This window comes from Streptomyces cyaneus (assembly GCF_004028635.1).
In the GTDB taxonomy this organism is placed as follows: Bacteria; Actinomycetota; Actinomycetes; order Streptomycetales; family Streptomycetaceae; genus Streptomyces; species Streptomyces cyaneus.
The window spans coordinates 478717-504409 of sequence record NZ_RQJW01000006.1 but is presented as its reverse complement, the minus strand read 5'-3'; the positions used below and the strand labels follow the sequence as shown (position 1 = coordinate 504409).

27 protein-coding genes are annotated in these 25693 nt (G+C 69.6%); 15 read left to right on the top strand and 12 right to left on the bottom strand.

Annotation, left to right across the window (positions count from 1 at the left end; translation table 11 throughout):
* Positions 1-20: 20 nt before the first annotated feature.
* The 3 genes from EHO50_RS24475 to EHO50_RS24465 all read right to left on the bottom strand — a co-directional run bounded on the left by EHO50_RS24475 (position 21) and on the right by EHO50_RS24465 (position 3052).
* A complete protein-coding gene (locus tag EHO50_RS24475) occupies positions 21-635 on the bottom strand; it encodes a hypothetical protein (RefSeq protein WP_128433301.1) in 615 nt (204 codons plus the stop codon).
* Positions 636-752: 117 nt separating this feature from the next.
* Positions 753-1256, bottom strand: coding sequence for a hypothetical protein (locus EHO50_RS24470; protein WP_128433300.1), 504 nt, complete (start codon positions 1254-1256; stop codon positions 753-755).
* A 119-nt stretch (positions 1257-1375) separates the two neighbouring features.
* The gene (locus tag EHO50_RS24465) at positions 1376-3052 is read right to left on the bottom strand and encodes a beta-N-acetylhexosaminidase (RefSeq protein ID WP_425472252.1); all 1677 of its coding nucleotides are present in this window, start codon (positions 3050-3052) and stop codon (positions 1376-1378) included.
* Positions 3053-3207: 155 nt separating this feature from the next.
* Between EHO50_RS24465 and EHO50_RS24460 the strand changes: the two genes are divergently transcribed.
* The 6 genes from EHO50_RS24460 to EHO50_RS24435 all read left to right on the top strand — a co-directional run bounded on the left by EHO50_RS24460 (position 3208) and on the right by EHO50_RS24435 (position 8151).
* Positions 3208-3813, top strand: a complete 606-nt coding sequence (locus EHO50_RS24460; protein WP_128433299.1) for a 2-oxo-4-hydroxy-4-carboxy-5-ureidoimidazoline decarboxylase — start codon at positions 3208-3210, stop codon at positions 3811-3813.
* Positions 3814-3970: 157 nt separating this feature from the next.
* Positions 3971-4351 carry a succinate dehydrogenase, cytochrome b556 subunit gene (gene sdhC, locus EHO50_RS24455; RefSeq protein WP_078504082.1) on the top strand — a complete coding sequence of 127 codons (381 nt, stop codon included), beginning with the start codon at positions 3971-3973 and terminating at the stop codon, positions 4349-4351.
* Between the two features lie 5 nt (positions 4352-4356).
* Positions 4357-4839, top strand: coding sequence for a succinate dehydrogenase hydrophobic membrane anchor subunit (locus tag EHO50_RS24450; RefSeq protein ID WP_128433298.1), 483 nt, complete (start codon positions 4357-4359; stop codon positions 4837-4839).
* Positions 4840-4863: 24 nt separating this feature from the next.
* Positions 4864-6618, top strand: coding sequence for a succinate dehydrogenase flavoprotein subunit (sdhA, locus tag EHO50_RS24445; RefSeq protein WP_128433297.1), 1755 nt, complete (start codon positions 4864-4866; stop codon positions 6616-6618).
* Positions 6618-7379: a succinate dehydrogenase iron-sulfur subunit gene (locus EHO50_RS24440; RefSeq protein WP_128433296.1), complete on the top strand. Its 762-nt coding sequence runs from the start codon at positions 6618-6620 to the stop codon at positions 7377-7379. Before sdhA ends, EHO50_RS24440 begins: the two co-directional genes overlap by 1 nt.
* 166 nt (positions 7380-7545) lie before the next feature.
* The gene (locus EHO50_RS24435) at positions 7546-8151 is read left to right on the top strand and encodes a Uma2 family endonuclease (protein WP_128433295.1); all 606 of its coding nucleotides are present in this window, start codon (positions 7546-7548) and stop codon (positions 8149-8151) included.
* Between the two features lie 51 nt (positions 8152-8202).
* On the opposite strand, the gene EHO50_RS24430 is transcribed toward EHO50_RS24435, so the two are convergent.
* Positions 8203-8622, bottom strand: a complete 420-nt coding sequence (locus EHO50_RS24430; protein ID WP_128433294.1) for a hypothetical protein — start codon at positions 8620-8622, stop codon at positions 8203-8205.
* A 99-nt stretch (positions 8623-8721) separates the two neighbouring features.
* Here EHO50_RS24430 and EHO50_RS24425 point away from each other — a divergent pair, with 99 nt between their 5' ends.
* The 6 genes from EHO50_RS24425 (at position 8722) to EHO50_RS24400 (ending at position 13201) form a co-directional block, all read left to right on the top strand.
* Positions 8722-9495 carry a LamG domain-containing protein gene (locus tag EHO50_RS24425; RefSeq protein WP_128433293.1) on the top strand — a complete coding sequence of 258 codons (774 nt, stop codon included), beginning with the start codon at positions 8722-8724 and terminating at the stop codon, positions 9493-9495.
* Positions 9496-9589: 94 nt separating this feature from the next.
* A complete protein-coding gene (locus tag EHO50_RS24420; RefSeq protein WP_128433292.1) occupies positions 9590-10000 on the top strand; it encodes a VOC family protein in 411 nt (136 codons plus the stop codon).
* A gap of 137 nt (positions 10001-10137) precedes the next feature.
* Positions 10138-10545: a hypothetical protein gene (locus EHO50_RS24415; RefSeq protein ID WP_128433291.1), complete on the top strand. Its 408-nt coding sequence runs from the start codon at positions 10138-10140 to the stop codon at positions 10543-10545.
* A gap of 5 nt (positions 10546-10550) precedes the next feature.
* The gene (locus tag EHO50_RS24410; protein WP_128433290.1) at positions 10551-11141 is read left to right on the top strand and encodes a thiol-disulfide oxidoreductase DCC family protein; all 591 of its coding nucleotides are present in this window, start codon (positions 10551-10553) and stop codon (positions 11139-11141) included.
* A 211-nt stretch (positions 11142-11352) separates the two neighbouring features.
* Positions 11353-12378 carry a trypsin-like serine peptidase gene (locus tag EHO50_RS24405; protein ID WP_246101382.1) on the top strand — a complete coding sequence of 342 codons (1026 nt, stop codon included), beginning with the start codon at positions 11353-11355 and terminating at the stop codon, positions 12376-12378.
* Positions 12379-12415: 37 nt separating this feature from the next.
* Complete coding sequence (locus tag EHO50_RS24400; RefSeq protein ID WP_128433289.1) at positions 12416-13201, top strand: TetR/AcrR family transcriptional regulator; 786 nt, start codon at positions 12416-12418, stop codon at positions 13199-13201.
* An 18-nt stretch (positions 13202-13219) separates the two neighbouring features.
* On the opposite strand, the gene EHO50_RS24395 is transcribed toward EHO50_RS24400, so the two are convergent.
* Positions 13220-15658: an MMPL family transporter gene (locus EHO50_RS24395; RefSeq protein ID WP_128433509.1), complete on the bottom strand. Its 2439-nt coding sequence runs from the start codon at positions 15656-15658 to the stop codon at positions 13220-13222.
* 164 nt (positions 15659-15822) lie between these two features.
* On the opposite strand from EHO50_RS24395, the gene EHO50_RS24390 reads away from it, so the two are divergent.
* Together EHO50_RS24390 and EHO50_RS24385 are read left to right on the top strand one after the other, a co-directional pair.
* Positions 15823-16512 carry a response regulator transcription factor gene (locus EHO50_RS24390; RefSeq protein WP_128433288.1) on the top strand — a complete coding sequence of 230 codons (690 nt, stop codon included), beginning with the start codon at positions 15823-15825 and terminating at the stop codon, positions 16510-16512.
* Positions 16509-17966 (top strand): sensor histidine kinase, encoded by a 1458-nt coding sequence (locus EHO50_RS24385; protein WP_128433287.1) that lies wholly within the window; start codon positions 16509-16511, stop codon positions 17964-17966. The genes EHO50_RS24390 and EHO50_RS24385 overlap by 4 nt, the downstream gene beginning before the upstream one ends.
* A 46-nt stretch (positions 17967-18012) precedes the next feature.
* Here the strand turns inward: EHO50_RS24385 and EHO50_RS24380 are convergent, their stop codons facing one another.
* The 4 genes from EHO50_RS24380 to EHO50_RS24365 form a co-directional block, all read right to left on the bottom strand.
* Positions 18013-18420, bottom strand: coding sequence for an ATP-binding protein (locus EHO50_RS24380; protein WP_128433286.1), 408 nt, complete (start codon positions 18418-18420; stop codon positions 18013-18015).
* Between the two features lie 96 nt (positions 18421-18516).
* Positions 18517-20073 carry an ABC transporter substrate-binding protein gene (locus EHO50_RS24375; protein ID WP_128433285.1) on the bottom strand — a complete coding sequence of 519 codons (1557 nt, stop codon included), beginning with the start codon at positions 20071-20073 and terminating at the stop codon, positions 18517-18519.
* A gap of 218 nt (positions 20074-20291) precedes the next feature.
* Positions 20292-21698 carry a metallophosphoesterase gene (locus tag EHO50_RS24370; protein ID WP_128433284.1) on the bottom strand — a complete coding sequence of 469 codons (1407 nt, stop codon included), beginning with the start codon at positions 21696-21698 and terminating at the stop codon, positions 20292-20294.
* Positions 21699-21755: 57 nt separating this feature from the next.
* Positions 21756-21995, bottom strand: a complete 240-nt coding sequence (locus EHO50_RS24365; protein WP_048587018.1) for an SCO4848 family membrane protein — start codon at positions 21993-21995, stop codon at positions 21756-21758.
* 91 nt (positions 21996-22086) lie between these two features.
* On the opposite strand from EHO50_RS24365, the gene EHO50_RS24360 reads away from it, so the two are divergent.
* On the top strand, positions 22087-23373 hold the full coding sequence (locus EHO50_RS24360) for a D-alanyl-D-alanine carboxypeptidase family protein (RefSeq protein ID WP_342786978.1): 1287 nt from the start codon (positions 22087-22089) through the stop codon (positions 23371-23373).
* Here the strand turns inward: EHO50_RS24360 and EHO50_RS24355 are convergent.
* The 3 genes from EHO50_RS24355 to EHO50_RS24345 are packed head-to-tail and all read right to left on the bottom strand — an operon-like array spanning position 23321 to position 25691.
* Positions 23321-24325 carry a YihY/virulence factor BrkB family protein gene (locus EHO50_RS24355; RefSeq protein WP_128433282.1) on the bottom strand — a complete coding sequence of 335 codons (1005 nt, stop codon included), beginning with the start codon at positions 24323-24325 and terminating at the stop codon, positions 23321-23323. The genes EHO50_RS24360 and EHO50_RS24355 overlap by 53 nt on opposite strands.
* On the bottom strand, positions 24313-24786 hold the full coding sequence (locus EHO50_RS24350; RefSeq protein WP_128433281.1) for a GtrA family protein: 474 nt from the start codon (positions 24784-24786) through the stop codon (positions 24313-24315). The genes EHO50_RS24355 and EHO50_RS24350 overlap by 13 nt, the downstream gene beginning before the upstream one ends.
* Positions 24747-25691, bottom strand: coding sequence for a decaprenyl-phosphate phosphoribosyltransferase (locus tag EHO50_RS24345; protein WP_128433507.1), 945 nt, complete (start codon positions 25689-25691; stop codon positions 24747-24749). The genes EHO50_RS24350 and EHO50_RS24345 overlap by 40 nt, the downstream gene beginning before the upstream one ends.
* Positions 25692-25693: the final 2 nt, after the last annotated feature.

The window sequence follows — 25693 nt, the reverse complement described above, 5'->3', positions numbered from 1 at the left end:
CGGTCACGGGTGTGCGTGCGTCAAGCCCTCCCCCGAGCCCGCCGCGACACCACCGCCCGCAGCACGCGCCGCCCCTCCGTCGACACCTCCAGCGCCCGGCGCAGCCCGCCCGCACCATGCTGGGCGAGCAGCTCCAGGACGCTGATCTGGCGGCGCAGTTCGGCGGCGACGAGCGGCGACATGCCCTGCGCACGGCCCTCGATCGTCGGAGCCCCACCGGCCCGAACGGAGTTGAGAGCCTGCGGCAGTGCGTCGGCCGAGGACGCGTCGTCCTCCGCGGGGTCGAGCAGCCGGTGTATCTGCAGCGAGGCGACCGAGCAGGCGTCGGCCCATATCCGCGCCTCGGGGGCGGACCGTACGGCGGGAGCGGCGGCCAGCATCCGCCGGGCGAGCAGCGCGGCCTCGTCCTCGACGTCCTCGTCGTCCACGACCTCCGCGACGCCCAGCTTCCCGCGCACCTGGTCAAGGAGTTCACCCCACGCGGCCGGGTCCCCGCCGGCCGCGAGGTTCGCCCACAGCGGCCGCAATGCCTCGTCGTCACCGCCCAACAGGGGCACACACCGATCCAAACAAGCCAACCCGCTGGCGGCCAGTCCGCGTTCGTCGGCCTGAGCGATCAGTTCCACCAGGCTCATCCACGCCTCCCTAAGCGGGTCAGTCATGAGGGTCGGGGCCCCCGCACAGGCCCCTGGAAGGCTCCTTCCTTAACGGAGCCCGCACTTCCCCTTACTGCGTGCAACGGCCCGTGAGTGTCACAGGGGCACGACGCCGAGCCGGTCGAGCAGCCGGAAGAAGAGGTTTTCGGCCATTGGGTCCGCTTCAGCGGTGAGTACGTCGATCAGCGGCTCGGCGTTCACTTCGTGCCCGGCCTCGGCGGCCCAGGCGACGGCCCGGTCGGCGGCGTCACCGGGTTCGAGGAAGTAGTCCTCGACCGTGAGCCCCTCGTCCCCGGCGCCGAGGTACCCGGCCATCGCCGCCCGCGCCAGACAGGTCGTCCACGCCCCGCTCTCCGGAGCCGCCGCCTCCACGACCACGCAGTCACTGTCCATGACGTACCCGAAGAGCGCGGGCGACCCGGTCTCGCGTGCCAGGGCGTTCATGTTCCCGACCTCGCCGTCCCCGCTCGGGTACTCCCACACCTGCCAACCGCCCGGCGCCCGATCGCGCAGGGTCATGCCCTCGGCGCCCGCCAGCGCGTCCAGCTCCGCCAGCGGCCGCTCGGCGCGGCCCACGACGAAGTACCCCCAGTAGCCCATCCCGGTTCCCCCTGGCTGCTCGGTTCGGCTGGGCCGAATACACCACAGTCGTACGCGGGTTCGCAGCCATATGGGCCAAATCCACAGCTCAGCCCAGGTCAGGCCGGCTCAGCCCGGCTTCAGCTCAGCCGGTCCGCGAGCGCCCTGAACTCGGTCCAGGACAGCTCCGGCTTCCCCGCGTCCCACAGCTTCTGCACCGTCGCCCGCAACGGCATCCGGATCCCGGCCGCGACCTGCGCCTGGGTCTGCGAGTTCGCGAGATCGCACCACACCGCGAAAGACCCGCCCAGGATCTGGTCGTCGTAGCCGGCCGGCACGGCCGCCGTCCCCCGCACGACCCGCGGCGTCCACTGCTCGTAGATCCGCTGGCCGGTGGGATAGACGAAGGTCTGCGGCTGCCCGAGCACGTAGTAGAGGAACTCGTCGTTGTAGTTGATCAGTTCACGCCCGGCCCGCAGATACTCCGCCGGCACCCGCGCACCGATCTCCTTGCCCGTCCAGTACGCGACCTGGATCTCCTTGTCCGGCTGGACGGACGTGTCCCGGAAGAACCCGTCGTTCCAGGCGCGGGGAACCCGGTCGTGGGCCCGGACCGTGTCGGCGCGGTCGTTGAGCCAGCCGGTGGTCAGGTCGGCGACGGTCCCGCCGGAGCCGTAGGCCTCCCGCGCGGCGGTGGCGAGCTGCGGGTAGCTCGCCTGCGGGTCGGACACGGTCAGCGCCTGGTACTCGTCCCCACCGAGATGCCACTGATTGCCGGGAAAGAGACCGACGTACTCATTGAGCAGATCGTCGACGATCGCGGCGGAGTCGGGGTTGGAGATGTCGATCGCCCCGCGCGTGGCGACACCGGACGCGTTCCGCAACTGCAGCTGCGGATGCGCGGCGATGACCGCCCCCAGATGCCCGGGCGAGTCGATCTCGGGCACCACGGTGATGTGCCGACTGGCCGCCAGCTTGACGATCTTCCTGACCTGCGCCTTGGTCAGATGCTGCTGGGAGACGATCTCGGGATGCGAGTCGGACTCGATCCGAAACCCCTGGTCGTCGGAGAAGTGCAGTCCCAGCTGGTTGAACTTCAGGTCCCCCAGCTCCCGCACCCGGTCCTCGATCCAGTCGGCGGTGAAGTGCTTGCGGGCGATGTCGAGCATGAACCCGCGCACCGGCTTGGCGGGCTCGTCGCGCACGACGCCCTCCGGCGCCGTACCCCCACCATGGACCTCCTGCTTGAGGGTCCGGGTCCCGTAGAAGACCCCCGCCTCCCCCGGCCCGCTGACGGTCACCCGCCCACCGCGCACGGTCATGGCGTACGACTCCGGGTCCGCGCCTTCGTCGTCGTTCAGGGCCAGCCGCAGATCCCCGGCCCGCACGTCGTCCTTCTCACCGGCGTACGTCAGCCCCAGCTCACCGGCGACGAGCCGCCCCTCGTCGGCGAGCTCGGCGTCGCTCACGACGACCCGCTCCCCACGCGCCGGACGCCAGCCCGGCCCTCGGGCGGCGGTGTGGGAGGTGACGGCCGGGATGGTGCGGGGGGCTTTCGAGAGCGGATACGACCGAGTGGGTGTCGGAGTCGGATCGGTCGCCTTCTTCGAGGCGGAGGGCGAGGCGGCCTCGGACGTACCCGCGGCCGACCGCCCCTGCTGCGACCCGGCCGGCTTTCCTCCGTCGTCGCCGGTGGCCAGGAGCCCGAGGCTCACCCCTGCCGCGACCGTCACGACGACGACCGCGACGATCAGCACCCACGTCTGCTTCAGCGCCGTCTTCGCCGGGGCCCGGCGCCTGTGCTTGTGCTGGCTCACGGCGCCAACCTAGGCCCTGGGGCCACCCTGAGGCGTCCACCACACGTTCCGAAACTCTCCCGTTCGGCTGAAATTCGGGCATCCGTCGGACACCGCACGTCCACACTCGGTAACGTGGCGCCACTCCTGCCCCAGAATCCCCTGCCGAAACCCACGTGACGCCCACACACCTTCCTGGCCCAGTCGCCATACCGTCGCTGCCCGAGCAGACTCGCACTCCACCGTCCCCCACCGCGCTGGAGTCCTTCAACACTGCCCCCGCCGACGAGATCCTGCGAATTCTCCGAACCTGCCTCCGCAGCCCTCGCTGGGCCACCCGCATCGCCGACCACCGCCCCTACCCCGACGTCGACTCCTTGTTGGCGGCTTCGGACGAGGCGGCGTACGACCTGGCACCGGCGGATCTGGCGGAGGCACTGGCAGGAGAAACGTTGCCTGTACTGCCGGAGGGGGCGTACGGGGCGGCGCATACAGCCATGAGTGCCGCGAATGCCGCATACGAGGCGAGGTTCGGCCACGCGTTCGTCATCTGCCTGGACGGCCTGACACCGAACGAGGCCCTGGACCACGTCCTCGCAGGCATCCGATCACGATTGACGAACGATCCGGAAGAAGAACGAGTCCTTGCGGCAGAGGAACTCCGGCGCCTTGCAAGAGCACGGTTGCTCGACTCCCTAGGGGCGCGGGGAACCGCGCGACCAGCCCCTACGGCGCCGCACTCGGCAAATAACCGCACACACCGCCCAATTAGCCGCCAATAACCCATCCGCGTGCCAGTTTGATCACACCGATAGGCCCGGCGTAATCGCCGCAGGCAACCGTGGATACGATGCTGAGGGCCGGTGGACCGTACCCGGCCGGGCCCGACCGACAGCACAAGCCGGCGCGGCCCCAATCCCCGCTCCCGGAGGAACTTCCGTGCCGGCTGGAACGCTGTACCGCGGCCGGGAAGGAATGTGGTCCTGGGTGGCTCACCGAGTCACCGGCGTCCTCATTTTCTTCTTCCTGTTCGTTCACGTGCTGGACACTGCTCTCGTCCGTGTCTCCCCCGAGGACTACGACAAGGTCGTAGCCACGTACAAGACGCCGATCGTCGCGCTGCTGGAGTACGGCCTCGTCGCCGCCATCCTCTTCCACGCGCTCAACGGCCTGCGTGTCATCGCCGTCGACTTCTGGTCGAAGGGCCCGCGCTACCAGAAGCAGATGCTCTGGTCCGTCGTCGGCCTGTGGCTCGTGCTGATGCTGGGGGCGATCTACCCCGTCCTCGGTCACGCCGCTCGTGAACTGTTCGGGAGCTGACGCGTATGTCCACCACTGAAACCACCACGACCGGTATCGGCCCCGTCGAGGGCGAGTCCCTCTACAACGTCGACAACCCGGCCCCCTTCATCGAGGCCCCGCGCAAGCGCACCAAGAAGACCCCGAAGTCCACGCGGGGCAACTTCGAGATGGCCGCCTGGCTGTTCATGCGCCTGTCCGGCGTTGTGCTGGTCGTCCTGGTCATCGGCCACCTGCTGATCCAGCTCGTGCTGGACGGCGGCGTGTCGAAGATCGGCTTCGCCTTCGTGGCGGGCCGCTGGGCGAGCCCCTTCTGGCAGGTCTGGGACCTGTTGATGCTCTGGCTCGCGATGCTGCACGGCGCCAACGGCCTGCGCACGGTCATCAACGACTACGCGGAGCGCGCGAACACCCGCCTGTGGCTCAAGGGCCTGCTCTACACCGCCACGGTGTTCACCATCCTGCTGGGCACGCTGGTGATCTTCACCTTCGACCCGAACATCCGCTAGGCACGGGGCTGAGGTAATCCACTCATGAAGATCCACAAGTACGACACCGTCATCGTCGGCGCCGGTGGCGCGGGCATGCGCGCGGCCATCGAGTCGACGAAGCGCAGCCGCACCGCCGTGCTGACCAAGCTCTACCCCACCCGCTCCCACACGGGCGCCGCGCAGGGCGGTATGGCCGCCGCGCTGGCCAACGTGGAGGAGGACAACTGGGAGTGGCACACCTTCGACACGGTCAAGGGCGGTGACTACCTGGTCGACCAGGACGCCGCCGAGATCCTGGCGAAGGAGGCCATCGACTCGGTCCTCGACCTGGAGAAGATGGGCCTGCCGTTCAACCGCACCCCGAACGGCACCATCGACCAGCGCCGCTTCGGCGGTCACAGCCGTAACCACGGCGAGGCGCCGGTGCGCCGGTCCTGCTACGCCGCGGACCGCACCGGCCACATGATCCTCCAGACGCTGTACCAGAACTGCGTCAAGGAGGGCGTGGAGTTCTTCAACGAGTTCTACGTCCTGGACCAGCTGATCACCGAGGTCGACGGCGTCAAGAAGTCGGCCGGTGTCGTGGCCTACGAGCTGGCGACCGGTGAGATCCACGTCTTCCAGGCGAAGGCCGTGATCTACGCGTCCGGCGGCTGCGGCAAGTTCTTCAAGGTGACGTCGAACGCGCACACGCTGACGGGTGACGGCCAGGCGGCGGTCTACCGTCGCGGGCTGCCGCTGGAGGACATGGAGTTCTTCCAGTTCCACCCGACCGGCATCTGGCGCATGGGCATCCTGCTGACGGAGGGCGCCCGCGGTGAGGGCGGCATCCTCCGCAACAAGGACGGCGAGCGCTTCATGGAGAAGTACGCGCCGGTCATGAAGGACCTCGCGTCCCGTGACGTCGTCTCCCGCTCCATCTACACGGAGATCCGCGAGGGCCGCGGCTGCGGCCCCGAGGGCGACCACGTCTTCCTGGACCTGACGCACCTCCCGCCGGAGCAGCTGGACGCCAAGCTCCCGGACATCACGGAGTTCGCGCGGACGTACCTCGGTATCGAGCCGTACACCGACCCGATCCCGATCCAGCCCACCGCGCACTACGCGATGGGCGGCATCCCGACGAACGTCGAGGGTGAGGTCCTGGCGGACAACACGACGGTGGTCCCGGGCCTGTACGCGGCCGGCGAGGTCGCCTGCGTGTCTGTCCACGGCGCCAACCGCCTGGGCACGAACTCGCTTCTGGACATCAACGTGTTCGGCAAGCGGGCCGGCATCGCGGCGGCGGAGTACAGCCAGAAGGCGGACTTCGTCGAGCTCCCGGAGAACCCGGCGGAGCTGGTGATCGACCAGGTCGAGCAGCTGCGTACCTCCACCGGCACCGAGCGGGTGGCGACGCTCCGCAAGGAGCTGCAGGAGACCATGGACGCCAACGTCATGGTGTTCCGCACGGAGCAGACGATCAAGACGGCGGTCGAGAAGATCGCGGAGCTGCGCGAGCGCTACCGGAACGTCTCGATCCAGGACAAGGGCAAGCGGTTCAACACCGACCTGCTGGAGGCCATCGAGCTGGGCAACCTGCTCGACCTGGCCGAGGTCATGGCGGTGTCGGCGCTGGCCCGCAAGGAGTCCCGCGGCGGTCACTACCGCGAGGACTACCCCAACCGAGACGACGTCAACTTCATGCGCCACACCATGGCGTACCGCGAGGTGGGCGACGACGGCGCCGAGTCCATCCGTCTCGACTACAAGCCGGTCGTCCAGACCCGCTACCAGCCGATGGAGCGTAAGTACTGATGGCTACCCCCGTTATGGACAAGGTGGAGGCAGAGTCCGCCGCGTCCCCCTACATCACGGTCACGTTCCGAGTCCGCCGCTTCAACCCGGAGGTCTCGGCCGAGGCGACCTGGGAAGACTTCCAGCTGGAGATCGACCCGAAGGAGCGCGTCCTCGACGGCCTCCACAAGATCAAGTGGGACGTCGACGGCACGCTGACCTTCCGCCGCTCCTGCGCCCACGGCATCTGCGGCTCGGACGCGATGAGGATCAACGGCAAGAACCGCCTTGCCTGCAAGACCCTCATCAAGGACATCAACCCCGAGAAGCCGATCACGGTCGAGCCCATCAAGGGCCTCACGGTCCTGAAGGACCTGGTCGTGGACATGGAGCCGTTCTTCCAGGCGTACCGGGACGTCATGCCCTTCCTCATCACGAAGGACACGAACGAGCCCACGCGCGAGCGCCTGCAGACGGCCGAGGACCGCGAGCGCTTCGACGACACCACGAAGTGCATCCTCTGCGCGGCCTGCACCTCCTCGTGCCCGGTCTTCTGGAACGACGGCCAGTACTTCGGCCCGGCCGCCATCGTCAACGCGCACCGCTTCATCTTCGACTCGCGTGATGAGGCCGGCGAGCAGCGCCTGGAGATCCTGAACGACAAGGACGGCGTCTGGCGCTGCCGCACGACCTTCAACTGCACGGACGCCTGCCCGCGCGGCATCGAGGTCACGAAGGCGATCGCCGAGGTGAAGAAGGCGCTGATCACGCGCCGCTTCTGAGGTCGTTTTCGATACGGCCTTTCGTACGGCTGTGAGGGCCCCGTTTCCGTTGGGAGCGGGGCCCTCTGCGGTGCGCGCACCCGTTTGGGTGAAGGTGATCGTCAAGGACATACCGGCGCTGCTCGGCCTACGATGATGCTCTCGGCACCACCCACAGGAGGCACCGATGTCCACAGCAGCCGTCGAGCAGCCTCACGATGACGTCTCGCTGACGGCCCTGGCCGAAGAGATCATGGAACGCCATCCGGGGTATCGCGTCGAGATCATCGGAGGCCAGATCCTCGTGACCCCGTCCCCGGACGCTGCCCACGCCTGGGCTCTGACCACCCTTGTACTGCCCTTCGCCATGGCCGGGCTCCACGGAGGCGATACAGCAGTCCTCCAGAATGTCAGCATCTGGCTACCCGACGCTCCCGAGGACTTCGCTACCCCCGACCTCTGCATCGTCGACGCCGACATCGACGACCACCACATCGAGCGCAACTGCTACGACTCCATCGCCTTCCGAATGGTCCTGGAAGTCACCTCCAGCAATTGGAAGACCGACCTGCACACCAAGGTCGGCGCCTACGCCGACGCCGACGTTCCCGTCTACGTGATCGTCGACCGCAAGCACCAGCGTCTGCACGTCCTCACCGACCCTGCGGACGACGAGTACACGACCCACCGCTTGTACTCCCCTGGTGAGATGGTCACCCTGCCCGATTGCATTGGCGCACAGGTCAAGCTCGATGTCGCGGAGATCCTGAAGGCGGGCCAGGCGAAGAAGTGATGAGGCGGGGCAAGTCGAAAAAAAGGGGGCATTCCTTGGGGCCTTGCGCGCTTACCGTGCACCGGCCTTGCGGATGAGTTCCTCGGCCGCCTCCCGGTCACCCGAGAGGAAGGGGTGCACCAGTTCGACGTAACGCACCTGGCCTTCCAGCGACTTCTTCATCTGCTTCTGATTACGGGCGCTGAACGACACACCGCCCCTCTTCTCGACGACACCTGCCGCGATGGCCAGCTGCTCGACATTGGCCTTGATCTTGCCGGTCTCCGTTTCAAGGACCGCGCTGACCCTGACATGGACTTCGAACCACTCGAAGTAGAACTCGTACGTCAGGCCCCCGCTGCTGTAACAGGACGTGGCGAGCAACAGGTCGGATCTGCGTTCACCCGGCCCCTCCAGCCCCCGCCTCTCGGCCGCTTCCGCGAACAGCGCCCGCACCTCCGCGAAGAACACCTTCGCCGCCGGAACACCCACCCCGTCCCCCTCACGCGATCAAGACACCCCAGGCGCCTTCCTCAGCCAACTCCCCTGCCCTCACTGTGACTTGCGAGAAAGCGGTTGCACACTTTCCGCATGGCATTTCTGAGGAAAGCAGCCGCCGCAATCTGCACCGCAGCGACCGTACTGCTCGCAATACCCGCCACATCATCGGCGACCCCCACGTCCTACGGAACCCTGGCCCGGGAGAACTTCGACCGTCTCCCCCTGGGCCCGGTGACGGCCGGCAGCGGATGGAGCGCCGACACCTCCAACGGCACCCTGACCGTCGCCCCCAGCAGCACCGGCCACGGCCGCGAACTCCGCGTCCACACCGAGGGCAACGGCCGGGCCTTCCTCGCCTTCCCCGACCTGACCGCCCCCGGCAACAGCTACTGGGCCCGCCTCCGCCTCCGCGTCGACGCCTTCCCCACGGCCCCCGACTGGGCCCACTGGACCATCGCCGAGGCGTCCGGCCCGGACTCCCCCACACTGGTCCGGCCCCTGGGCGGCCAGTACGCCCCAACCGACAAGGGCAACTTCTGGGGCGTCGGCTCGGACCTCGGTCCCACGGGCGACTGGACGTCGTGGAAGACATCGGCGCCTGCCACGGCCGGCAAGTGGCAGTGCGTCGAATTCCACCTGGACGCCGCCGACAACCGCGTCACCGTCTACTTCGACGGCGTCGAGCAGCCCGACCTCACGGTCTCCACCGACCACCACGGTGGCACCTCGGATCCCTTCACCTTCCCGACCTTCGACAAGCTGAAGCTGGGCTGGCAGCTCTACCAGGCCGACCCGACGCCGTCGTCGTACGACATCCGAATGGACGACATCGCGGTGAGCACGCGACGGGTGGCCGGCTGCTGAGGCCGACGCCGGGGCCGGCGCCGGGGCCGACTGGCGGGCCTGGCTCAGGGTGACAATCACCGGCTCCGGCGGATCATCCCCTTATTCTGACGGCATGTCAGATGACGAGTCGTACGAACTGCTCGGGTTCGACAACGTGCTGCTGCCGGTCGGCGACCTCGACGAGGCCGTCCGGTTCTACGAGCGGGCCGGGTTCGCGGTCGGGTTCCGGCTCGACGAGGCCGGGATCGCGCTGCTGAAGGTCGGGGGCGAGACGCCGGGCATCCTGCTGCGGCAGGAGGAGGAGTTGAGGCACCGGACGCCCCCGTGGCCCTCCCCGCGCGTGTGGCTGGAGGTGCCGGACGCGCGGGCGGCGGCGCGGGCGTTGACCGACGCGGGCGTCGCGCCGCTCGACGAGCCGTTCTCGGTGGCCACCGGCTGGACCGTCGAGATGGCCGATCCCTGGGGGAATGTCATCGGGTTCACGGACTACTCCAAGCGGCCGGAGCTCGGGCGCAGGCCGTGACAGGGCTCCCGTCAGAGGCGTGACGGAGGCTCTCATCGTGCGTGACGCAGGCCTCACCCAACTGAGTTGAACATGTTCAAAGACGGGCCTAGAGTCTTCCTCGTCAGCATTTTGAACGTGTTCAGAAGGGGGAGGCAATGGACCGCACGGTCATCGCCTACGTCATCTACCTGGTCGTCAGCATCGCGCTGACCATCTGGGTGGCCCGCACTCTCAGCCGCAACGGACGGATCTTCCTCGCCGACGTGCTGCGCGGGAACGAGAAGCTCGCGGACGCCGTGAACCACCTGCTGGTGGTCGGCTTCTACCTCGTCAACCTCGGCTTCGTCGCGCTGTACCTGAGCGACGACGGAACCGTCCTCGACACCCGCGGCATCTTCGAGGCCCTGTCGACCAAGCTCGGCGTGGTGCTGCTGGTGCTCGGTGTGATGCACCTGGGCAACGTCTACGTGCTCAACAAGATCCGGCGGCGCGGGGTGCTGGAGCGGGAGCAGATGCCGCCGGTCACGCCGCAGGACTGGGTCGCTCCGTCGGCCGGGGCGTGAACGACATGGCCGGCGTGACGGACGACACCGACGCCGACGCGATCGCGGGCACGGGTCCGGGTCCGGGTCCGGGCACGGTCGGCGGGCCTCAGGCCTCGCGCCCCGGGCCCGCCGCCCCGGTCCGGCGACTGACCGTCCTCTACGACGCGCAGTGCTCCCTGTGCACGTTCCTGCGCGACTGGCTCGTACGGCAGCCGCAGTTGGTGCCGCTGGAGCTGGTGCCGGCCGGGTCGGACGAGGCACGGCGGCGCTACCCCGGCCTCGACCACGGCGCCACCCTCGAAGAGATCACCGTCGTCGGCGACGCCGGGCAGGTCTACCGGGGCCAGGCCGCCTGGATCGTCACCCTGTGGGCCCTGCGCGAGCACCGGCCGCTCGCCCATCGCCTCAGCACTCCGTCGGGTGCGCGGCTCGCCAAGGGGGCCGTGCTCGCAGCCGCCAAGTGGCGCGGGGCGCAATGGGGTGGGACGCAGCGGGACAGCGCGCAGCGGGGCGGGCGTGGCTATCGAAGCGCGGACGGGTGGTCGTACGACCCGAGTCAGGGCTGGACGTACAACCCGCCGGGCTGCGACAGCGGCAGCTGCGCCACGCGGTGAGGCCGGAGGCGGCCAAGGAGGTCCCGGCGACGAGAGGGCCCAAACCACCCTGAACTGCGCGATTTCCGACCCGGTTTTGGCATGCGCCCTTCCAAAACGCTGCTCGGGTTGGCACGCTGCCTCCGGTTCTCCACTCCGCACACGCACCGACTGTCTGTCAGCCGGACGGCCCACCCGGTCGCCCGGTCCCCCCATCGCAGAAGGAGTACGCGTGAGAGGCATACCCGGCGTCACCCGCATACCCCGCCCCCTCCTCGGCGCCCTGGTCGGCGTCACCGCACTGCTCACCACCGGCGCCCTGGCCACCCCCGCGAGCGCCGCGCCGAGGTCCGACACCTCGACCACCGTCAGCGCGGTCTCGGCCGGCGCGCAGCAACAGGCCCGTGACTTCTGGACGTCGGAGCGGATGCGCGAGGCGACCCCGCTCGACCTGGTGAGCGTCAACGGCCACTTCGACGGCGGCTCTGCGCCCCTCAAGGGCGCGGCGACCACCGTCGCGCCCAGCGCCCCGGCCGCTGCGGTCGGCAAGGCCGTGTCCGACATCGGCCTGCTGGCCTTCCCGAACACCGGCGGTCAATGGAGCGGCGGCGGTGCGGTCGTCTCCACGGCCGGGCGGGTGTTCTTCAGCTACCAGGGGCGTACGGCGTCCTGTTCCGGCAACGCCGTCACCAGCGCCAACAAGAGCACCGTGATCACGGCCGGCCACTGCGTGAAGCTGGAGGGCGCCTGGCACACCAACTGGGTCTTCGTGCCCGGCTACCACGACGGGCAGGCCCCCTACGGCCGGTGGACCGCGTCCAAGACCCTGTCCACACCCCAGTGGACGGCGAGCGAGGACATTAACTACGACGTCGGCGCCGCCGTCGTCGCCCCGCTGGACGGCAAGCTGCTCACGGACGTCGTAGGCGGGCAGGGACTGGCCTTCAACACCGGCTACAACCTGCGCATGTACTCGTTCGGCTTCCCTGCCGCCGCTCCGTACGACGGCGAGAAGTTCATCTACTGCAGCGGCACCACCAACCGCGACTTCCTGCTGTCGAACGACCACGGCATGAACTGCAACATGACCGGCGGCGCCAGCGGCGGCCCCTGGTTCACGCAGTTCAACGAGTCCACGGGCACCGGCCTGCTGTCCTCGGTGAACAGCTTCAAGTACAACTTCCTGCCGAACCGGATGTACGGCCCGTACTTCGGCGCCGACGCCCAGAACCTCTACCAGACGGCACAGACCTCCTGACGTCCGACCGAAACACCACTCGTTAGGCTCTCGTTCCGTGTCCTCGAAGAACGACAGCCCTGAACAGGGCGACGCACCCAGCAAGTCCGAGCAGACCCGCGCGCTGATCCTGGAGACCGCCATGCGGCTGTTCCAGGAGCGCGGCTACGACAAGACGACGATGCGGGCGATCGCCCAGGAGGCCGGGGTCTCCGTCGGCAACGCGTACTACTACTTCGAGGGCAAGGAACACCTGGTCCAGGGCTTCTACGACCGGCTCGCCGCCGAGCACAGGGCGGCGATCCGGGACGTCCTGGCCACGGAGACCGACCTGGAGGCGCGGCTGGCGGGCGTGCTGAAGGTGTGGCTGGACATCGCCACGCCGTATCACGAGTTCGCGGTGCAGTTCTTCAAGAACGCCGCCGATCCCGCCAGCCCGCTCAGCCCCTTCTCCGCCGAGTCGGAGCACGCGCGCGTGGAGGCCATCAACATCCATCGCCAGGTGCTGGCGGGCGCGACGAAGACCAAGGTGCCCGAGGAGCTTCGGGACGTACTGCCCGAGATGATGTGGCTCTCCCAGATGGGGATCGTCCTGTACTGGGTGTACGACCGGAGCGAGGGGCGCGAGCGCAGCTACCGGCTCGCCGAGCGGGGCGCCCGGTTGACCGCGCGGGGCGTGTCGCTGGCGCGGTTCCGGGTGCTGCGGCCGTTGGTGCGTGAGGTGCACGACCTGTTCACGGACTTCCTGCCGGGGATGACGAACGCGATCCCGGATCCGGCGAAGAAGAAGGCGGACAAGGATGCCACCGGCAAGGGGGCGCCCGCCGAGGACGAGCGCCCCTGAAACCGCATCCGGTGGGCGTCAGTTGACGGCGTCCACCTCGTCCTCGGCCGGCTCGCCCTCCGCCAGTTCGACGTCGTGCACCAACGGCCCGTCCGCCACGACCACCTGACCCGCCCGGGAGGCGTACGACACCGCGCTGGTCGCCAGCAGATACGTCCCCGGCGCCGGCACCGAGACGATGTACGACCCGTCGGCCAGGGACGTCACCTGGTCCAGCCGGCGCCCGCCCGTCGTCAGCAGCGTCACCGCGGCGCCGTCGACCGGCTCACCGTCGGCGCCCCGGACGAACCCGTGGACGACCGAGGCCCGGCCCGCCACGACCGGCTCCTCCTCGGCCGCCACCGCCATCTCTTCCTTCGGCTCGACCGCCAGATGCGGCAGCCGCTTCTCCAGCCAGTCCGGCAGCCACCAGTTCGCGTTGCCGAGCATGTGCATCGCGGCCGGCACCAGCGCCGTACGCAGGATGAAGGCGTCCAGGGCGACGGCTGCCGCGAGGCCGATGCCCGCCATCGCGCCCTCCATGTCGCCGCTCAGCACGAACGCGCTGAACACACAGATCATGATCAGGGCGGCGGAGTTGATGACCCGGCTGGTCTCCGCGAGGCCGACGCGGACCGCGCGGGCGTTGTCCTTGGTGTGCACCCACTCCTCGTGCATCCGGCTCACCAGGAACACCTGGTAGTCCATGGAGAGGCCGAACAGCAGGGACAGCATGATGACCGGCAGGAACGAGGTGATCGGGCCCTCCTTGCCGACGCCGATGAGCTCGGTGCCCCAGCCCCACTGGAAGATCGCCACCAGGACGCCGAAGGACGCGGCCGCCGCGATGAGGTTCATGAGGGCTGCCGTCAGCGGCACCACCAGTGAGCGGAAGGCCACCAGCAGGAGCAGGAAGCCGAGCGCGATGATCGTCGCGACGAAGTACGGCAGGCGGTCGCCGGTCACCGAGGCGAAGTCCTTGAAGACCGCCGTCACACCGCCGACATGGGCCTCGGCGCCGGACCGCGGGATCACGTCGTCGCGCAGGCGGTCGATCAACTGGTCGGTCTGCTCGGACTGGGGGGAGGTGGTCGGAACCACCTGGATCACCGTGACGCCGTTCGCAGGCGGCACGGCGGCCACCTGGGCGACGCCCTCAGCCGACCGGATGCCGTTGACCAGGCCTTGTGGTGCGTCGCCCTCGACGACCACTTGGAGCGGGCCGTTGAAGCCGGGGCCGAAGCCCTCGGCGAGCAGGTCGTAGGCCTGCCGGGTCGTGGTCGACTCCTGGTGGTTGCCCTGGTCGGTGGCGCCGAGGCGGATCGACAGCACGGGGATCGCGAGGACCGCCATCACGACGAGGGCCAGCGCCGCGACCGGGCGCGGACGCCTTTGGACGTACGACGACCAGCGCGCCGCAGGGCCGCTCGCCTCCGCCGGCTCCGGTCCCGCCGCGACGAGCCGGCGCCGCTGCCTGCGGCTGAGCACCCGCATGCCGAGCAGGCCGAGGAGGGCCGGCAGCAGGGTGATCGCGGCCAGGACGCTGAGGACGACCGTGAGCGAGGTCGCGATGACCACGCCGTCCAGGAACCGCATGTTCATCACCAGCATTCCGGCGAGCGCGATGCACACCGTGCCGCCCGCGAACAGCACCGCGCGGCCGGAGGTGTTGAGCGCGGTCACGGCCGCCTCCTCCGGCTTCATGCCGCGCAGGATGCCGCGCCGGTGCCGGGTGACGATGAACAGGGCGTAGTCGATGCCGACTCCGAGGCCGATCAACGAGCCCAGCAGCGGGGCCACTTCGGGCACGTCCGCGACATGGCTCATCAGCATCGTCGCGATCATGCCGGTGCCGACGCCCGCGATCGCCACGATGATCGGCAGCAGCATCGCGAAGAGCGAGCCGAAGGCGAGGAACAGCACGACCGCCGCCGCGAGGATGCCGACCGCCTCCGCCGTGCCCTGCGGCGGCTCCTGGGTGCGGGCGATGGCCTGGCCGCCCAGCTCGACCTGGAGTCCGCCCTGTTCGGCGGCCTGAGCCGTGTCGACGACTTCCTCGATCAGCTCCTTGGGGACGGCGTTCGCCTGCTCGGTGAAGGTGATCTGCGCGTACGCGATCCGCCCGTCCTTGCTGATCTGCGCGGCCCCTTGTGCCCCGTACGGGTCGGTGACCTCACCGACCCCCTTCATGCGCCCGATCTCCTCCAGCGCGGGCTCGATCCGGGACCGTACGGACTCGTCCCGTACGGATGCCCCGCCTTCCCCGTCCACCTTCCACACCACCGTGTCGGTGTCGCCGGCGCGCTCCGGGAAGGCCTTCTCCATCAGGTCGTACGCGGTCGCGGAGTCCGTGTCCGGGAGGGAGAAGACGTTCGCGTAGTTCGTGCCCGCGGCCGAACTCGCCGCGCCCAGGCCGAACAGTGCCCCCAACCACAGCACCAGGACCACCAGCCGGTGCCGATAGCACCACCGTGCCAAAGTCGCCACGCTCAACGCTCCTTATTCGGTTCGGTCGGTCCCCCAGGTCCTGGGCAACAGGATTGGTGGCGCCGCGCGCGCGTGGCAGGCGACGGCCATGACTCTCAAGGAACTCCAAAGGGCGAAGGAGCCCGACTGTCAGTGGCCCCGCCGATACTGGGGGCATGACGACGGGTTCTGGCACCGTGCTGGTCGTGGAGGACGAGGAGAGCATCGCTGACGTCCTCGCCATCGCCCTGCGCTACCACCGGTTCGAGGTCATGATCGCGGGCACGGTCCGCGAGGCGCTCGCCCTCGCCGAGCACACCCGGCCCGACGTGGCGCTGCTCGACGTCATGCTCCCGGACGGGGACGGCCGCGCCCTCGGGCGTGAACTGCGCGAGCGCCGCCCGGACCTGGCGCTCGTCTTCCTCACCGCGCGCGACTCGCCCGCCGAGATCGTCGGCGCCCTCGGCTTCGGCGACGACTACATCACCAAGCCGTTCAACATCGACGAGGTCGTCGCCCGCATCACGGCGGTACTGCGCCGCACCCGACCGGCCGACGTCCTCCCGCAGCGGCCGCCGCTGCGCTACGGCGACCTGGAGCTGGACGAGACGACGTACTCGGTGCGCCGCGCGGGCCGCACCGTCGAACTCACCCCCACCGAGTACGCGTTGCTGCGCTTCCTGGTGCGCAACGGCGGCCGGATCGTGCCCAAGGAGCAACTCCTGCGCCATGTCTGGCAGTACGAGCACACACCGCCCGAGTCGACCGTCGTGGAGACCTACATCAGCTATCTGCGCCGCAAGCTGGACGCCTTGGGACCGCCGGTGATCACCACGCGGCGGGGCGTCGGATACGGGCTGGCATGAGGGCTCCCGGGATCCTCGACGTCTGCCGTCGGCGCGGCGTCCACTCGCTGCGCGGCAAGCTGACGCTGGCGAATGTGGCGCTGCTGGCCGTCGGCATCGTCGTGGCGACCGCGGTCAGCCTGATGACCGCGCGGTTCTATCTGCTCGACAAGGTCGACACCGAACTGAAGAGTGCGCGCACCACGCTGGCGAACGCCGGGTTCACCCTGCGGCAGATCGAGTCACTGAGCGAACTCGGCATCGCACTGGACAGATTCACCGACGGCGGGTCGACGGACACGGATCCGCTGCCGAGCCCGACCATGGTGTACGTCGCGGTCGACTCCGCAGGGCAGCCGGTGGCCCTGGGGCCGTTGAAGCCGACACCGCGCCAGCGTGCCCTCGCGGCCGCCGCGAAGGACCCGGTCGCCCTCGCCGCCGGCGAGGAGCCGCGGGACGTGCGGGTCGAGGGTGCCCGCCACCGGATGGTCGGCGCGCGGTTGTCGGACGGGACGGTCGTGCTGATCGCCGTCCCGACCGAGGGCCTGCACGAGGGCATGGGCAAGGCACTGAGGATGGACCTCGCCGTCGGCACCCTGCTGCTGGCCCTGCTCGGCTGTCTGACGATGTTCAGCGTGCGCCGCCGGATGCGGCCGCTGGAGGACATGGTCGAGACCTCGTCGGCGATCGCCGAGGGCGATCTGACCCGGCGCGTCCCCTCCAGCCGCGACCCGACCCTGGAGGTCGAACAGCTGCGGGTCGCCCTCAACTCCATGCTCCACCAGGTGGAGTCGGCGTACCGCACGCGCGAGCGCAGCGCGGCCCAGCTGCGCCGCTTCGTCGGCGACGCCTCGCACGAGCTGCGCACTCCGTTGTCCGCGATACGCGGCTACCTCCAGCTGTACGACAAGGGGATGCTGCCGGAACCGGCCGAGCGCAGACGTGTCTGGGACCGGATGAACGGCGAGGTCGACCGCATGGGGCACCTCGTCGACGAGTTGCTCACCCTCGCCCGTCTCGACCAGCGCCCCGAACTGCGTTTCCGCAACGTCGACTTGAGCCGCCTGGTGCGCGACGCCGCCGAGGATCTGCGGGTGCAGCAGCCCGAGCGGCCCATCACGGTCGGCGCCGAGGGCACCTTGCTCGTGCACGCCGACGAGTCGGGGCTGCGGCAAGTGCTGGGCAACCTGCTGAGCAACGTACGCACGCACACGCCGGCCGATGTGCCGGTGCATCTGGGGGTGGAGCGGGCGGACGGGGTCGTACGGCTGCGTGTCGAGGACAAGGGGCCGGGGCTGTGCGAGGAGGACGCGGCACGTGTCTTCGACCGGTTCTTCCGGGCCGGCGGGGGTGCGGGCAGCGGGCTGGGGATGGCGATCGTGCAGGGGGTGGTGGAGGCACACGGCGGGGAGGTGGCGGTGCGGACGGCGCCGGGTGAGGGGCTGGCGGTGACGGTGACGCTGCCGTCACATTGAAGCTGCCGAGGGGGGTGGCTTTACAGCCGTAAAACTTTGCCGCGTCTCATGGGTTGGCGTCGACGAGGATCAGCGCCCACACCGTCTTCCCGTGCCTCCCCCGGCTCCACACCCCCCACGCCGCCGCCAGGTTCTCCACCAGGTGCAGGCCGCGGCCGGTCTCCTCCCACTCCCCCACCACCCGTAGCCGAGGCTCGAGTTGGCCCTCGTCCGACACCTCTATCAGACAGGAGCCGTCGGCGAGCGCGGTCACGGCGACCTCGAACTCGCGCTCCAGGAGCGGGCCGTGGCGTACGACGTTGGTGGCCAGCTCGGAGACGAGCAGCACCGCGTCCTGAAGCGCCGGATCACGTGGTCCGTGCCCCCAGTCGGCCAGGTGGTCCCTGACCCGGTGCCGGGCGAGGCCGACGGACGCCGGGTGCCGGGGCAGCCGGAAGGCATTGCGTCTCAACACGTTTGCTCCTCACCCCGCGCACACCTCCGTCACATGGTGCAGCGCCGAGTGCCTTCCTGGCATCCCCGCATGAAATGTCCAGGCAGCGAGATCGCGTCAGATCCAGGTGAGGCGCCAGAGCCGGAAGACACCGGTGCCGTCCGACAGATACTGGCCACCGCCGACGTCCTCGCTGGTGACGACGTACTCCTTGGCCTGCCACAGCGGGATCACCGGGACGTCGCGGGCCACGGCCTCCTGCAGTGAGCGGAAGTCCCGGGTGGCCTCGCTGCGGTCGGCGAACTGCTGGCTGGACATGATCAGCCGGTCGACGGCCTTGTTGCTGTACCCGGTGTTCATGGTGCCGTCGGTGCCGACGAGCGGGCCGCCGTAGGTGTCCGGGTCGGGGAAGTCGGCGACCCAGCCGACGGCGTACGCGTCGAGCTTGCCGCCCGCCCAGCGCTTTTGGAAGTCGGTCCACTCGTATCCCTTGACCGTCACCTTGAACAAACCGCTCGACTCCAGTTGCCGCTTGATCTCCGCGGCCTCCTCGGCTCCTGAGCCGCGGCCGATGCCGTAGCCGTAGGTGAAGCGGACGGGCAGGCTGACGCCGGCCTCGGTGAGCAGGGCGCGCGCCTTGGCGGTGCTGAGTTCGGGATAGGTGTCGAAGAACGACGTCGTGTGGCCGGTGATGCCGGTCGGGATCAGCGAGTACAGCGGGTCGACGGTTCCCTTGTACACCGTGGCGGCCAGTTTCTCGCGGTCGATCAGCCAGGCCATGGCCTGGCGGACCCGGACGTCGTGCAGGGGTGAACCCGCGCGGGTGTCGAAGTAGAGATTGCGGATCTCGGAGCTGTCGGCCTCGGAGACGCGCTGGCTGGGGTCGGCGGCGTTCAGGCCGGCGAGGACCTCGGGCGGCAGCGTGCGGGTGGCGACGTCGATCCGCTTCTCCTTCCACGCGCTGTTGAGGGCGTCCGAGTCGGCGTAGTAGCGCAGTTCGACGGGACGGCCGGTGCCCTTGAGGGCGCCCTGGTAGTGCGAGTTGGGCGCGAGGACGGCCTCCTTGCCCTTGGTGTACGCGGTCAGGGTGTACGGGCCGGTGCCGTCGACAGCGTTGTCGCTGCGCAGCGCGTCGGCCGGATACTTCTCGCGGTCGACGATGGCGCCCACCCCGGTGGCCACCTTGAGCGGGAACGTGGCGTCGGGCGAGGACAGATGGAAGGTGACCGTGCGGCCGCTCGCACTCACCGAACCGAGGGTGTCCAGCAGGGAGGACGGGCCCACGTCCGACTTGATCCGCTTGACGCGGTCGAAGGAGTACTTGACGTCCTCGGCGGTCATCGCGCGCCCGCTCGGGAAGGTGAGGCCCTCGCGCAGGTCGCAGCGGTAGGTCTTCAGGCCGGCGCCGGCGAAGGCGCAGCTCTGCGCCGCGTCCGGCACGGGTGCGACCCCGCCCGGCTCGAAGGTCAGCAGTGACTGGAAGACGTTGCTGAACAGCGCCCAGGAACCGGCGTCATAGGCGCCCGCCGGGTCCAGCGCCGTCACGTCGTCCGTCGTGCCGACCGTGATGGTCCTGTCGTCGTTCTGCTGCGACGGCAACAGCTGCCAGCCGCCCACTCCCACGGCCGCCAGCACGAGCAGCGTCGCGAGAATCCGCATGCGAACCGAACGCATGGGTGTGCCCTCTCCCCAGGCCCTCGAAGGGCCCCCGCATGAGCAATGGATTTACGCCACTCCCCTAAGTGGCGCGCACACCTAATCACACGGGTTTCATCAGGGGGAAGAGGATTCTGGCGACATGGGAAAGAACTTACCTACGGGGGTTTCCGGCAGGTTTCACAGGCTGTTCACAGGTCGGGGGTGGCGGGTTGAGGGACGGCCGACGGCGGTCCTCAGGCCTGACGGGACGCCAGCTCGATCACCGTGATGTCCGACGGGGCGCCCACGCGTGTCGGCGGACCCCAGGCGCCCGCGCCCCGGCTGACGTACAGCTGGGTGTCGCCGTAGCGCTCAAGGCCGGCCAGGGTCGGGTTGGCCAGGTCCGCGACGAGGTTGCCGGGCCAGAGCTGGCCGCCGTGGGTGTGGCCGGAGAGCTGGAGGTCGACGCCGTGGTCGACGGCGTCGTGGATCTGGACCGGCTGGTGGGCGAGGAGCACGCACGCGCGTGCCCTGTCCCGGTCGCCGAGGGCCTTGGCGAAGTCGGGGCCCTGGCCCTCGCTCTCGCCCGCGACGTCGTTGACGCCGGCCAGGTCGAAGTGGGGCAGTTCGGTGCGCGCGTTCTCCAGGGGGCGCAGGCCCAGGCGGCGTACCTCGTCCACCCACTGCTCGGCGCCCGAGAAGTACTCGTGGTTGCCGGTGACGAAGAACGCGCCATGTCTTGCCCGGAGTTGGGCGAGCGGGGCCGCCGCCGGACCGAGGTCCTTCACGCTGCCGTCCACCAGGTCGCCGACCACCGCGATGAGGTCGGGCTGGGTGCCGTTGATCGTGTCGACGACCTTCTGGGCGAAGCCCCGGCCCAGGACCGGGCCCAGGTGGATGTCGCTGACGACCGCGATCCGGTAACCGTGCGCCGCGCGCGGGAGCTTGGCCAGCGGGACGGTGACCCGCTTCACCTTCGGGCCACGCAGCACGCCGTAGGTGCCGTAGCCGACGGTTCCCACGGCGGCCGCGGCTGCGGCACCGGCGACGACTCGGGAGACGAAGAGACGGCGGGTCGGGGCGGCCAGGGAGCGGGAGGGGTCCGCGGGATCCGGGTCGGGGGCCGGGGTCGGGGTCGGGTCGCTCGCGGACGGCGGGGGCGGGGCGGTCGTGAGCGCCGAGGTCGGGGCGGACGCGGGCGGGAGCATCTGAGGATCGGCCGGCTGGGTGGCGGGGGTCGTAGCAGGCGTCGCGGCGGGTGTCGAGGCGAGTGCCGTGACCGCCGTCGCTCCCGCCGGCGCGAGCACCGGCTGCTCCTCTACGGGCTCCTCCGCGCGCGCCCGCCGTTCGAGCCACCGACGCAGCAATGGCCGTACGAGTTCACCCGCCAGCACACCCAACAGCAGGTATATCGACAGGGCCAGCCACAGGAAGCCCGGCCAGGCCAGGATCTGCTGGAGTCGGAAGGGCGCGCCCCCGCGCTCGGCGACTAGGGCACCGACCGTCAGCACCCAGCCGCCGGCGATCACCACCACGCCCGCGCGTCGCACGAACCCGGGGCCGCGGGTCGTGTCGCGGAACAGGCGGCGCCACACCAGCCAGTTGCCCGCCACCAGGGCGGACAGGACGAGCAGTGCGACAAGCGCGAAGACGATGACCACGCCGACGTTCCCTTTCCGTTGCGTGCTGAGTGAACGCCCGGGGCGTCGGCCGAGTTCCTATGACGTCCGGCGCAGTGCGCGCACTCCGCGCAACCCGATGACCCCGACGACCGTCCCCAATACGAAGGAGACGACGGCGAGCACCAGGTGCACCCAGAAGTACGCCGTCGGGTGACCGTCGTCGAACGCGAGCCCGCTGCTGTCCTTGATCAGGTTTTTGACGAAAGTGACCCAGATGACCCAGCTCCACACCCCGAAGGCGAGCAGGAACCAGGAGACGGGGCGGCTGAGCTTCATGAGTTCAGTATCGCCGTCGCGTGTCCGGTCCTCCGAGCGGGGTGGGGGCAGAAGCGGGACTTCCATGGCAACGGCATGTACGTTCTCGGTCGTGCCCGCACCCAAGAAGACCGTCAGGCGCTCCCTGCTGGTCACTTCCGCCGTCCTGTCGTCCCTCGCGCTGACCGCGCCCGTCTCCTACGCGGCTCCCAAGCCGTCACCGAGTACGAGCCCCTCGGCCACTCCCCCGGCGAACATGTCGACCGTGGGCGGCGACCGGCTGGGGCAGCCCGGCACGCAGGTGAACCTCGCGAGCGGCGTCCCCGTGCTGCCCAAGGACCTCACCGCCCGCTCCTGGGTCGTCGCCGACGCCGAGTCCGGCGATGTGCTGGCGGCGCACAACGCGCACTGGCGGCTGCCGCCCGCGAGCACCATGAAGATGCTGTTCGCGGACACGGTGCTGCCGAAGTTCCCGAAGACCATGGAGCACAAGGTCGTCCCGTCCGACCTGGCGGACATCGGCTCCGGCTCCAGCATGGTCGGGATAAAGGAGGGCGAGACGTACTCCGTCCACGACCTGTGGCTCGGGGTCTTCCTGCGCTCCGGCAACGACGCCGTGCATGTGCTGTCGAAGATGAACAAGGGCATCAAGAACACCGTCAAGGAGATGAACGAGCACGCCGAGGAGCTCCAGGCACTCGACACGCACGCGGTGTCGCCCGATGGCTACGACGCTCCGGGCCAGGTCTCGTCTGCGTACGACCTCACCCTGATCGCCCGCTCCGGGCTCCAGAAGAAGGACTTCCGCGAGTACTGCTCGACCGTCACCGCCAAGTTCCCGGGCGAGACGAAGAAGAGCAAGAAGGGCAAGTCCGTCCGGGAGTCCTTCGAGATCCAGAACACCAACCGGCTGCTGAGCGGCGACTCCGACATCTCCGTCTACCAGGGCATCGCCGGCGTCAAGAACGGCAACACCACCAACGCCGGCGCCACCTTCACGGGCGTGGCCGAGCGGGGCGGCAAGGTGCTGCTCGTCACGGTCATGAACCCGGAGAAGAGCGAGCACAACGAGGTCTACAAGGAGACCGCGCGGCTGTTCGACTGGGGCTTCCAGGCGGCAGGCAAGGTGCAGCCGGTGGGTGAGCTGGTGCCGCCGAAGAGCGCGACTCAGGCCGGCGCGCAGCCGGGTGCGAACGACTCCGGGGAGGCCGGTGGCGCCGGGAACGCCGAGGAGTCCTCGAAGCCGGCGGTGGGCGCCTCGGCCGCGGGCGGCTCGAGCGGCATCGGGGTCGCGCTGGGGATCACCGGCGGGCTGCTGGTGCTGCTCGCGGCGGGCGCGTTCCTGATCAACCGCCGGTGGCCGCTGCCCGACCTGGTGCGCCGCCGGAGCCGCCCCTGACCCCGGGCTTCTCGGGGACCCCGGGCTCCGGGTCCCCGGCCTTCTCGGGGCCCCCTGGCTTCTCGGTCTCGCCCGTCTCTTCGGAGGCGTCGGCGAGTTCGACCTCCTTGCCCTGCGTCGCCGTCCAGGCGGCGCAGAACACCACCAGCTTCGAGGTGAAGTTGATCCACAGCAGCAGGGCGACCGGCACGCCGAACGCGCCGTACATGCTCTTCGTGGCCACGCCCTGCATATAGCCGCTCAGCAGCAGCTTCAGCAGCTCGAACCCGACCGCGCCGATCAGCGCGGCCACCATCAGCCGACGGCGCGGCGGTTCGACGCCGGGCAGCAGGGTCAGGACGTAGAGCAGAAGCAGGAAGTCGGCGAGTACGGCGACGAGGAAGGCGGCGATCTGCAGCAGCACGCCGCCCCAGCCGCCCTCGTCGATGCCGAGCTGCCGGGTGATCCAGCCGACCATGGCGGAGGCGACGGCGGAGGCCGCGAGCGTCACGAGCACGGCGCCCCCGAAGCCGACCAGGACGCCCGCGTCCTTGGCCTTGCGCAGGACAGGATTCCCCTCGTCCTCGGGCAGTTCCCACACCGCGCGCAGACACTCGCGCATGGAGCCGACCCAGCCGATGCCGGTGAACAGCAGGACGGCGCCGGCGATGAGGCCGACGGTGCCGGCGTTCTGGACGAGGGCGTCGATGTCGAGCTGGTCGGCGATGCCGGGGACCTGGTCGGCGATCTTGTCCTCGAGCTCGTCCTGCTGCCCCGTGCTGAGCGTCGCGGCGGCGATCGCGGCGGCCACGGTGAGCAACGGAAACAGCGCGACGAAACTGGTGAACGTCATCGCGGCGGCCAGCCGTGTCCACTTCACCCGGTCCATGCGCTCGTACGACCGCCACGCGTGCGTGGTCATCAGCCGGGCCACCATCGGCCCGACGCCGGGAAGTTTCTTCAGCCAGTCCATGACCCGACTCTGCCCTCGGTGCGGAAGACCAATGTCCGAGTGCCCCAGAACCGCAGAACTGTAGCCAGCACCATCCCGATTCCTGCCCCGGAGACCGTGTCCGCGCGCTGCGAGGTGAGGCCGAGGCCGTAGTGGCTCACGGTGAGACACAGAAGCTGTACGACCGCTCCGGCGATGTTCACCGCGAAGAAGACGGCACAAGGGCGCACGCCTCTAGGGTGGGTGTGGCGGTAGGTGCCGAGCGCGTTCCCGGCGTAGGCGACCGTGCAGCCGGCGATGAAGGAGAGGGCCTTGGCGGTGAGGGGGTCCAGGGCGGCGGGACCGCGGAGGCAGGTGAAGAGGGCGAGGTCGACGGCGTAGGCGAGGAGACCGACGGCGGCGAAGCCGAGGAGTTCGCGTCGGTCGCCCCACGCACGCGTGCCTACCAATTGGCTACCGCCAGCCCGTACATCGCCAGCCATGCCATACCGATGAGGGCGAGCGCGCGGTCGTGCAGGACGACGTCCTCGGGTTCGCCCGCCGTGCCGCGGTCGGCAAAGACGGCGTAGCGCAGGATCGCGAGGATGAAGGCGACCATGGACAGCTGGCGCCAGGGCAGCACGCTGGTGTGCGGGAGGCCGCCCTCCTCCATGGCCCACAGGCAGTACGCGAGGACGGCGACCCCGGCCGCCAACTGCCAGACGAAGCGCAGATAGCCGGTGGTGTACTCGGTGAGCAACGCACGCGTGGCGCCCTCTTTTCCGGCCATCTGCACGGCTTCTGAGTAGCGCTTGGCCGACACCATGAACAGCGCCCCGAACCCGGTCGTGATGAGGAACCAGCGCGACAGCGGGATGCCGAGCGCGAGCCCGCCGACCATCGCCCGCATCAGGAACCCGGTCGTGACGACGACGAGGTCGACGACCAGGACGTGCTTGAGGCTGACGCAGTACGCCAGTTGCATAACGAGGTACGCCGTGAGCAGGGCCGCCACGGCGGGCGAGGTCAGCCAGGCCGCGACGGCCGGCGCGAGGACGGCGAGGGCGCCTCCGACGGCGTACGCGACGGGCACGGGGACCTGTCCGGCGGCGACCGGGCGGCAGCGCTTGGTGGGGTGCGCGCGGTCCGCTTCGGCGTCACGGGCGTCGTTGACCAGATACACGGCGGCGGCACAGGCGGTGAAGAGGGCGAAGACGAGCGCGAGTTGGATCAGGGCGCGGGTCGAGAAGAGCTCGCCGGCGGCGGCGGGAGCGGCGATGACCAGGATGTTCTTGACCCACTGCTTGGGGCGCGCGGTCCTGAGGAGGCCTTTCGCGAGCGCGCCGAGGCCGCCCTTGCGGGGTGGTGGTGCGGCCTGCCGCGGGGGCGTGCGCTGCTCGTGGAGCATTG

What these genes read in the sequence shown, in the direction of transcription:
- EHO50_RS24475 (WP_128433301.1), bottom strand. Translation starts at nt 635, where the DNA reads ATGAGCCTGGTGGAACTGATCGCTCAGGCCGACGAACGCGGACTGGCC.
- EHO50_RS24470 (WP_128433300.1), bottom strand. Translation starts at nt 1,256, where the DNA reads ATGGGCTACTGGGGGTACTTCGTCGTGGGCCGCGCCGAGCGGCCGCTG.
- EHO50_RS24450 (WP_128433298.1), top strand. Translation starts at nt 4,357, where the DNA reads ATGTCCACCACTGAAACCACCACGACCGGTATCGGCCCCGTCGAGGGC.
- sdhA (WP_128433297.1), top strand. Translation starts at nt 4,864, where the DNA reads ATGAAGATCCACAAGTACGACACCGTCATCGTCGGCGCCGGTGGCGCG.
- EHO50_RS24440 (WP_128433296.1), top strand. Translation starts at nt 6,618, where the DNA reads ATGGCTACCCCCGTTATGGACAAGGTGGAGGCAGAGTCCGCCGCGTCC.
- EHO50_RS24435 (WP_128433295.1), top strand. Translation starts at nt 7,546, where the DNA reads ATGTCCACAGCAGCCGTCGAGCAGCCTCACGATGACGTCTCGCTGACG.
- EHO50_RS24425 (WP_128433293.1), top strand. Translation starts at nt 8,722, where the DNA reads ATGGCATTTCTGAGGAAAGCAGCCGCCGCAATCTGCACCGCAGCGACC.
- EHO50_RS24420 (WP_128433292.1), top strand. Translation starts at nt 9,590, where the DNA reads ATGTCAGATGACGAGTCGTACGAACTGCTCGGGTTCGACAACGTGCTG.
- EHO50_RS24415 (WP_128433291.1), top strand. Translation starts at nt 10,138, where the DNA reads ATGGACCGCACGGTCATCGCCTACGTCATCTACCTGGTCGTCAGCATC.
- EHO50_RS24410 (WP_128433290.1), top strand. Translation starts at nt 10,551, where the DNA reads ATGGCCGGCGTGACGGACGACACCGACGCCGACGCGATCGCGGGCACG.
- EHO50_RS24390 (WP_128433288.1), top strand. Translation starts at nt 15,823, where the DNA reads ATGACGACGGGTTCTGGCACCGTGCTGGTCGTGGAGGACGAGGAGAGC.
- EHO50_RS24385 (WP_128433287.1), top strand. Translation starts at nt 16,509, where the DNA reads ATGAGGGCTCCCGGGATCCTCGACGTCTGCCGTCGGCGCGGCGTCCAC.
- EHO50_RS24375 (WP_128433285.1), bottom strand. Translation starts at nt 20,073, where the DNA reads ATGCGTTCGGTTCGCATGCGGATTCTCGCGACGCTGCTCGTGCTGGCG.
- EHO50_RS24365 (WP_048587018.1), bottom strand. Translation starts at nt 21,995, where the DNA reads ATGAAGCTCAGCCGCCCCGTCTCCTGGTTCCTGCTCGCCTTCGGGGTG.
- EHO50_RS24355 (WP_128433282.1), bottom strand. Translation starts at nt 24,325, where the DNA reads ATGGACTGGCTGAAGAAACTTCCCGGCGTCGGGCCGATGGTGGCCCGG.
- EHO50_RS24350 (WP_128433281.1), bottom strand. Translation starts at nt 24,786, where the DNA reads ATGGCTGGCGATGTACGGGCTGGCGGTAGCCAATTGGTAGGCACGCGT.
- EHO50_RS24345 (WP_128433507.1), bottom strand. Translation starts at nt 25,691, where the DNA reads ATGCTCCACGAGCAGCGCACGCCCCCGCGGCAGGCCGCACCACCACCC.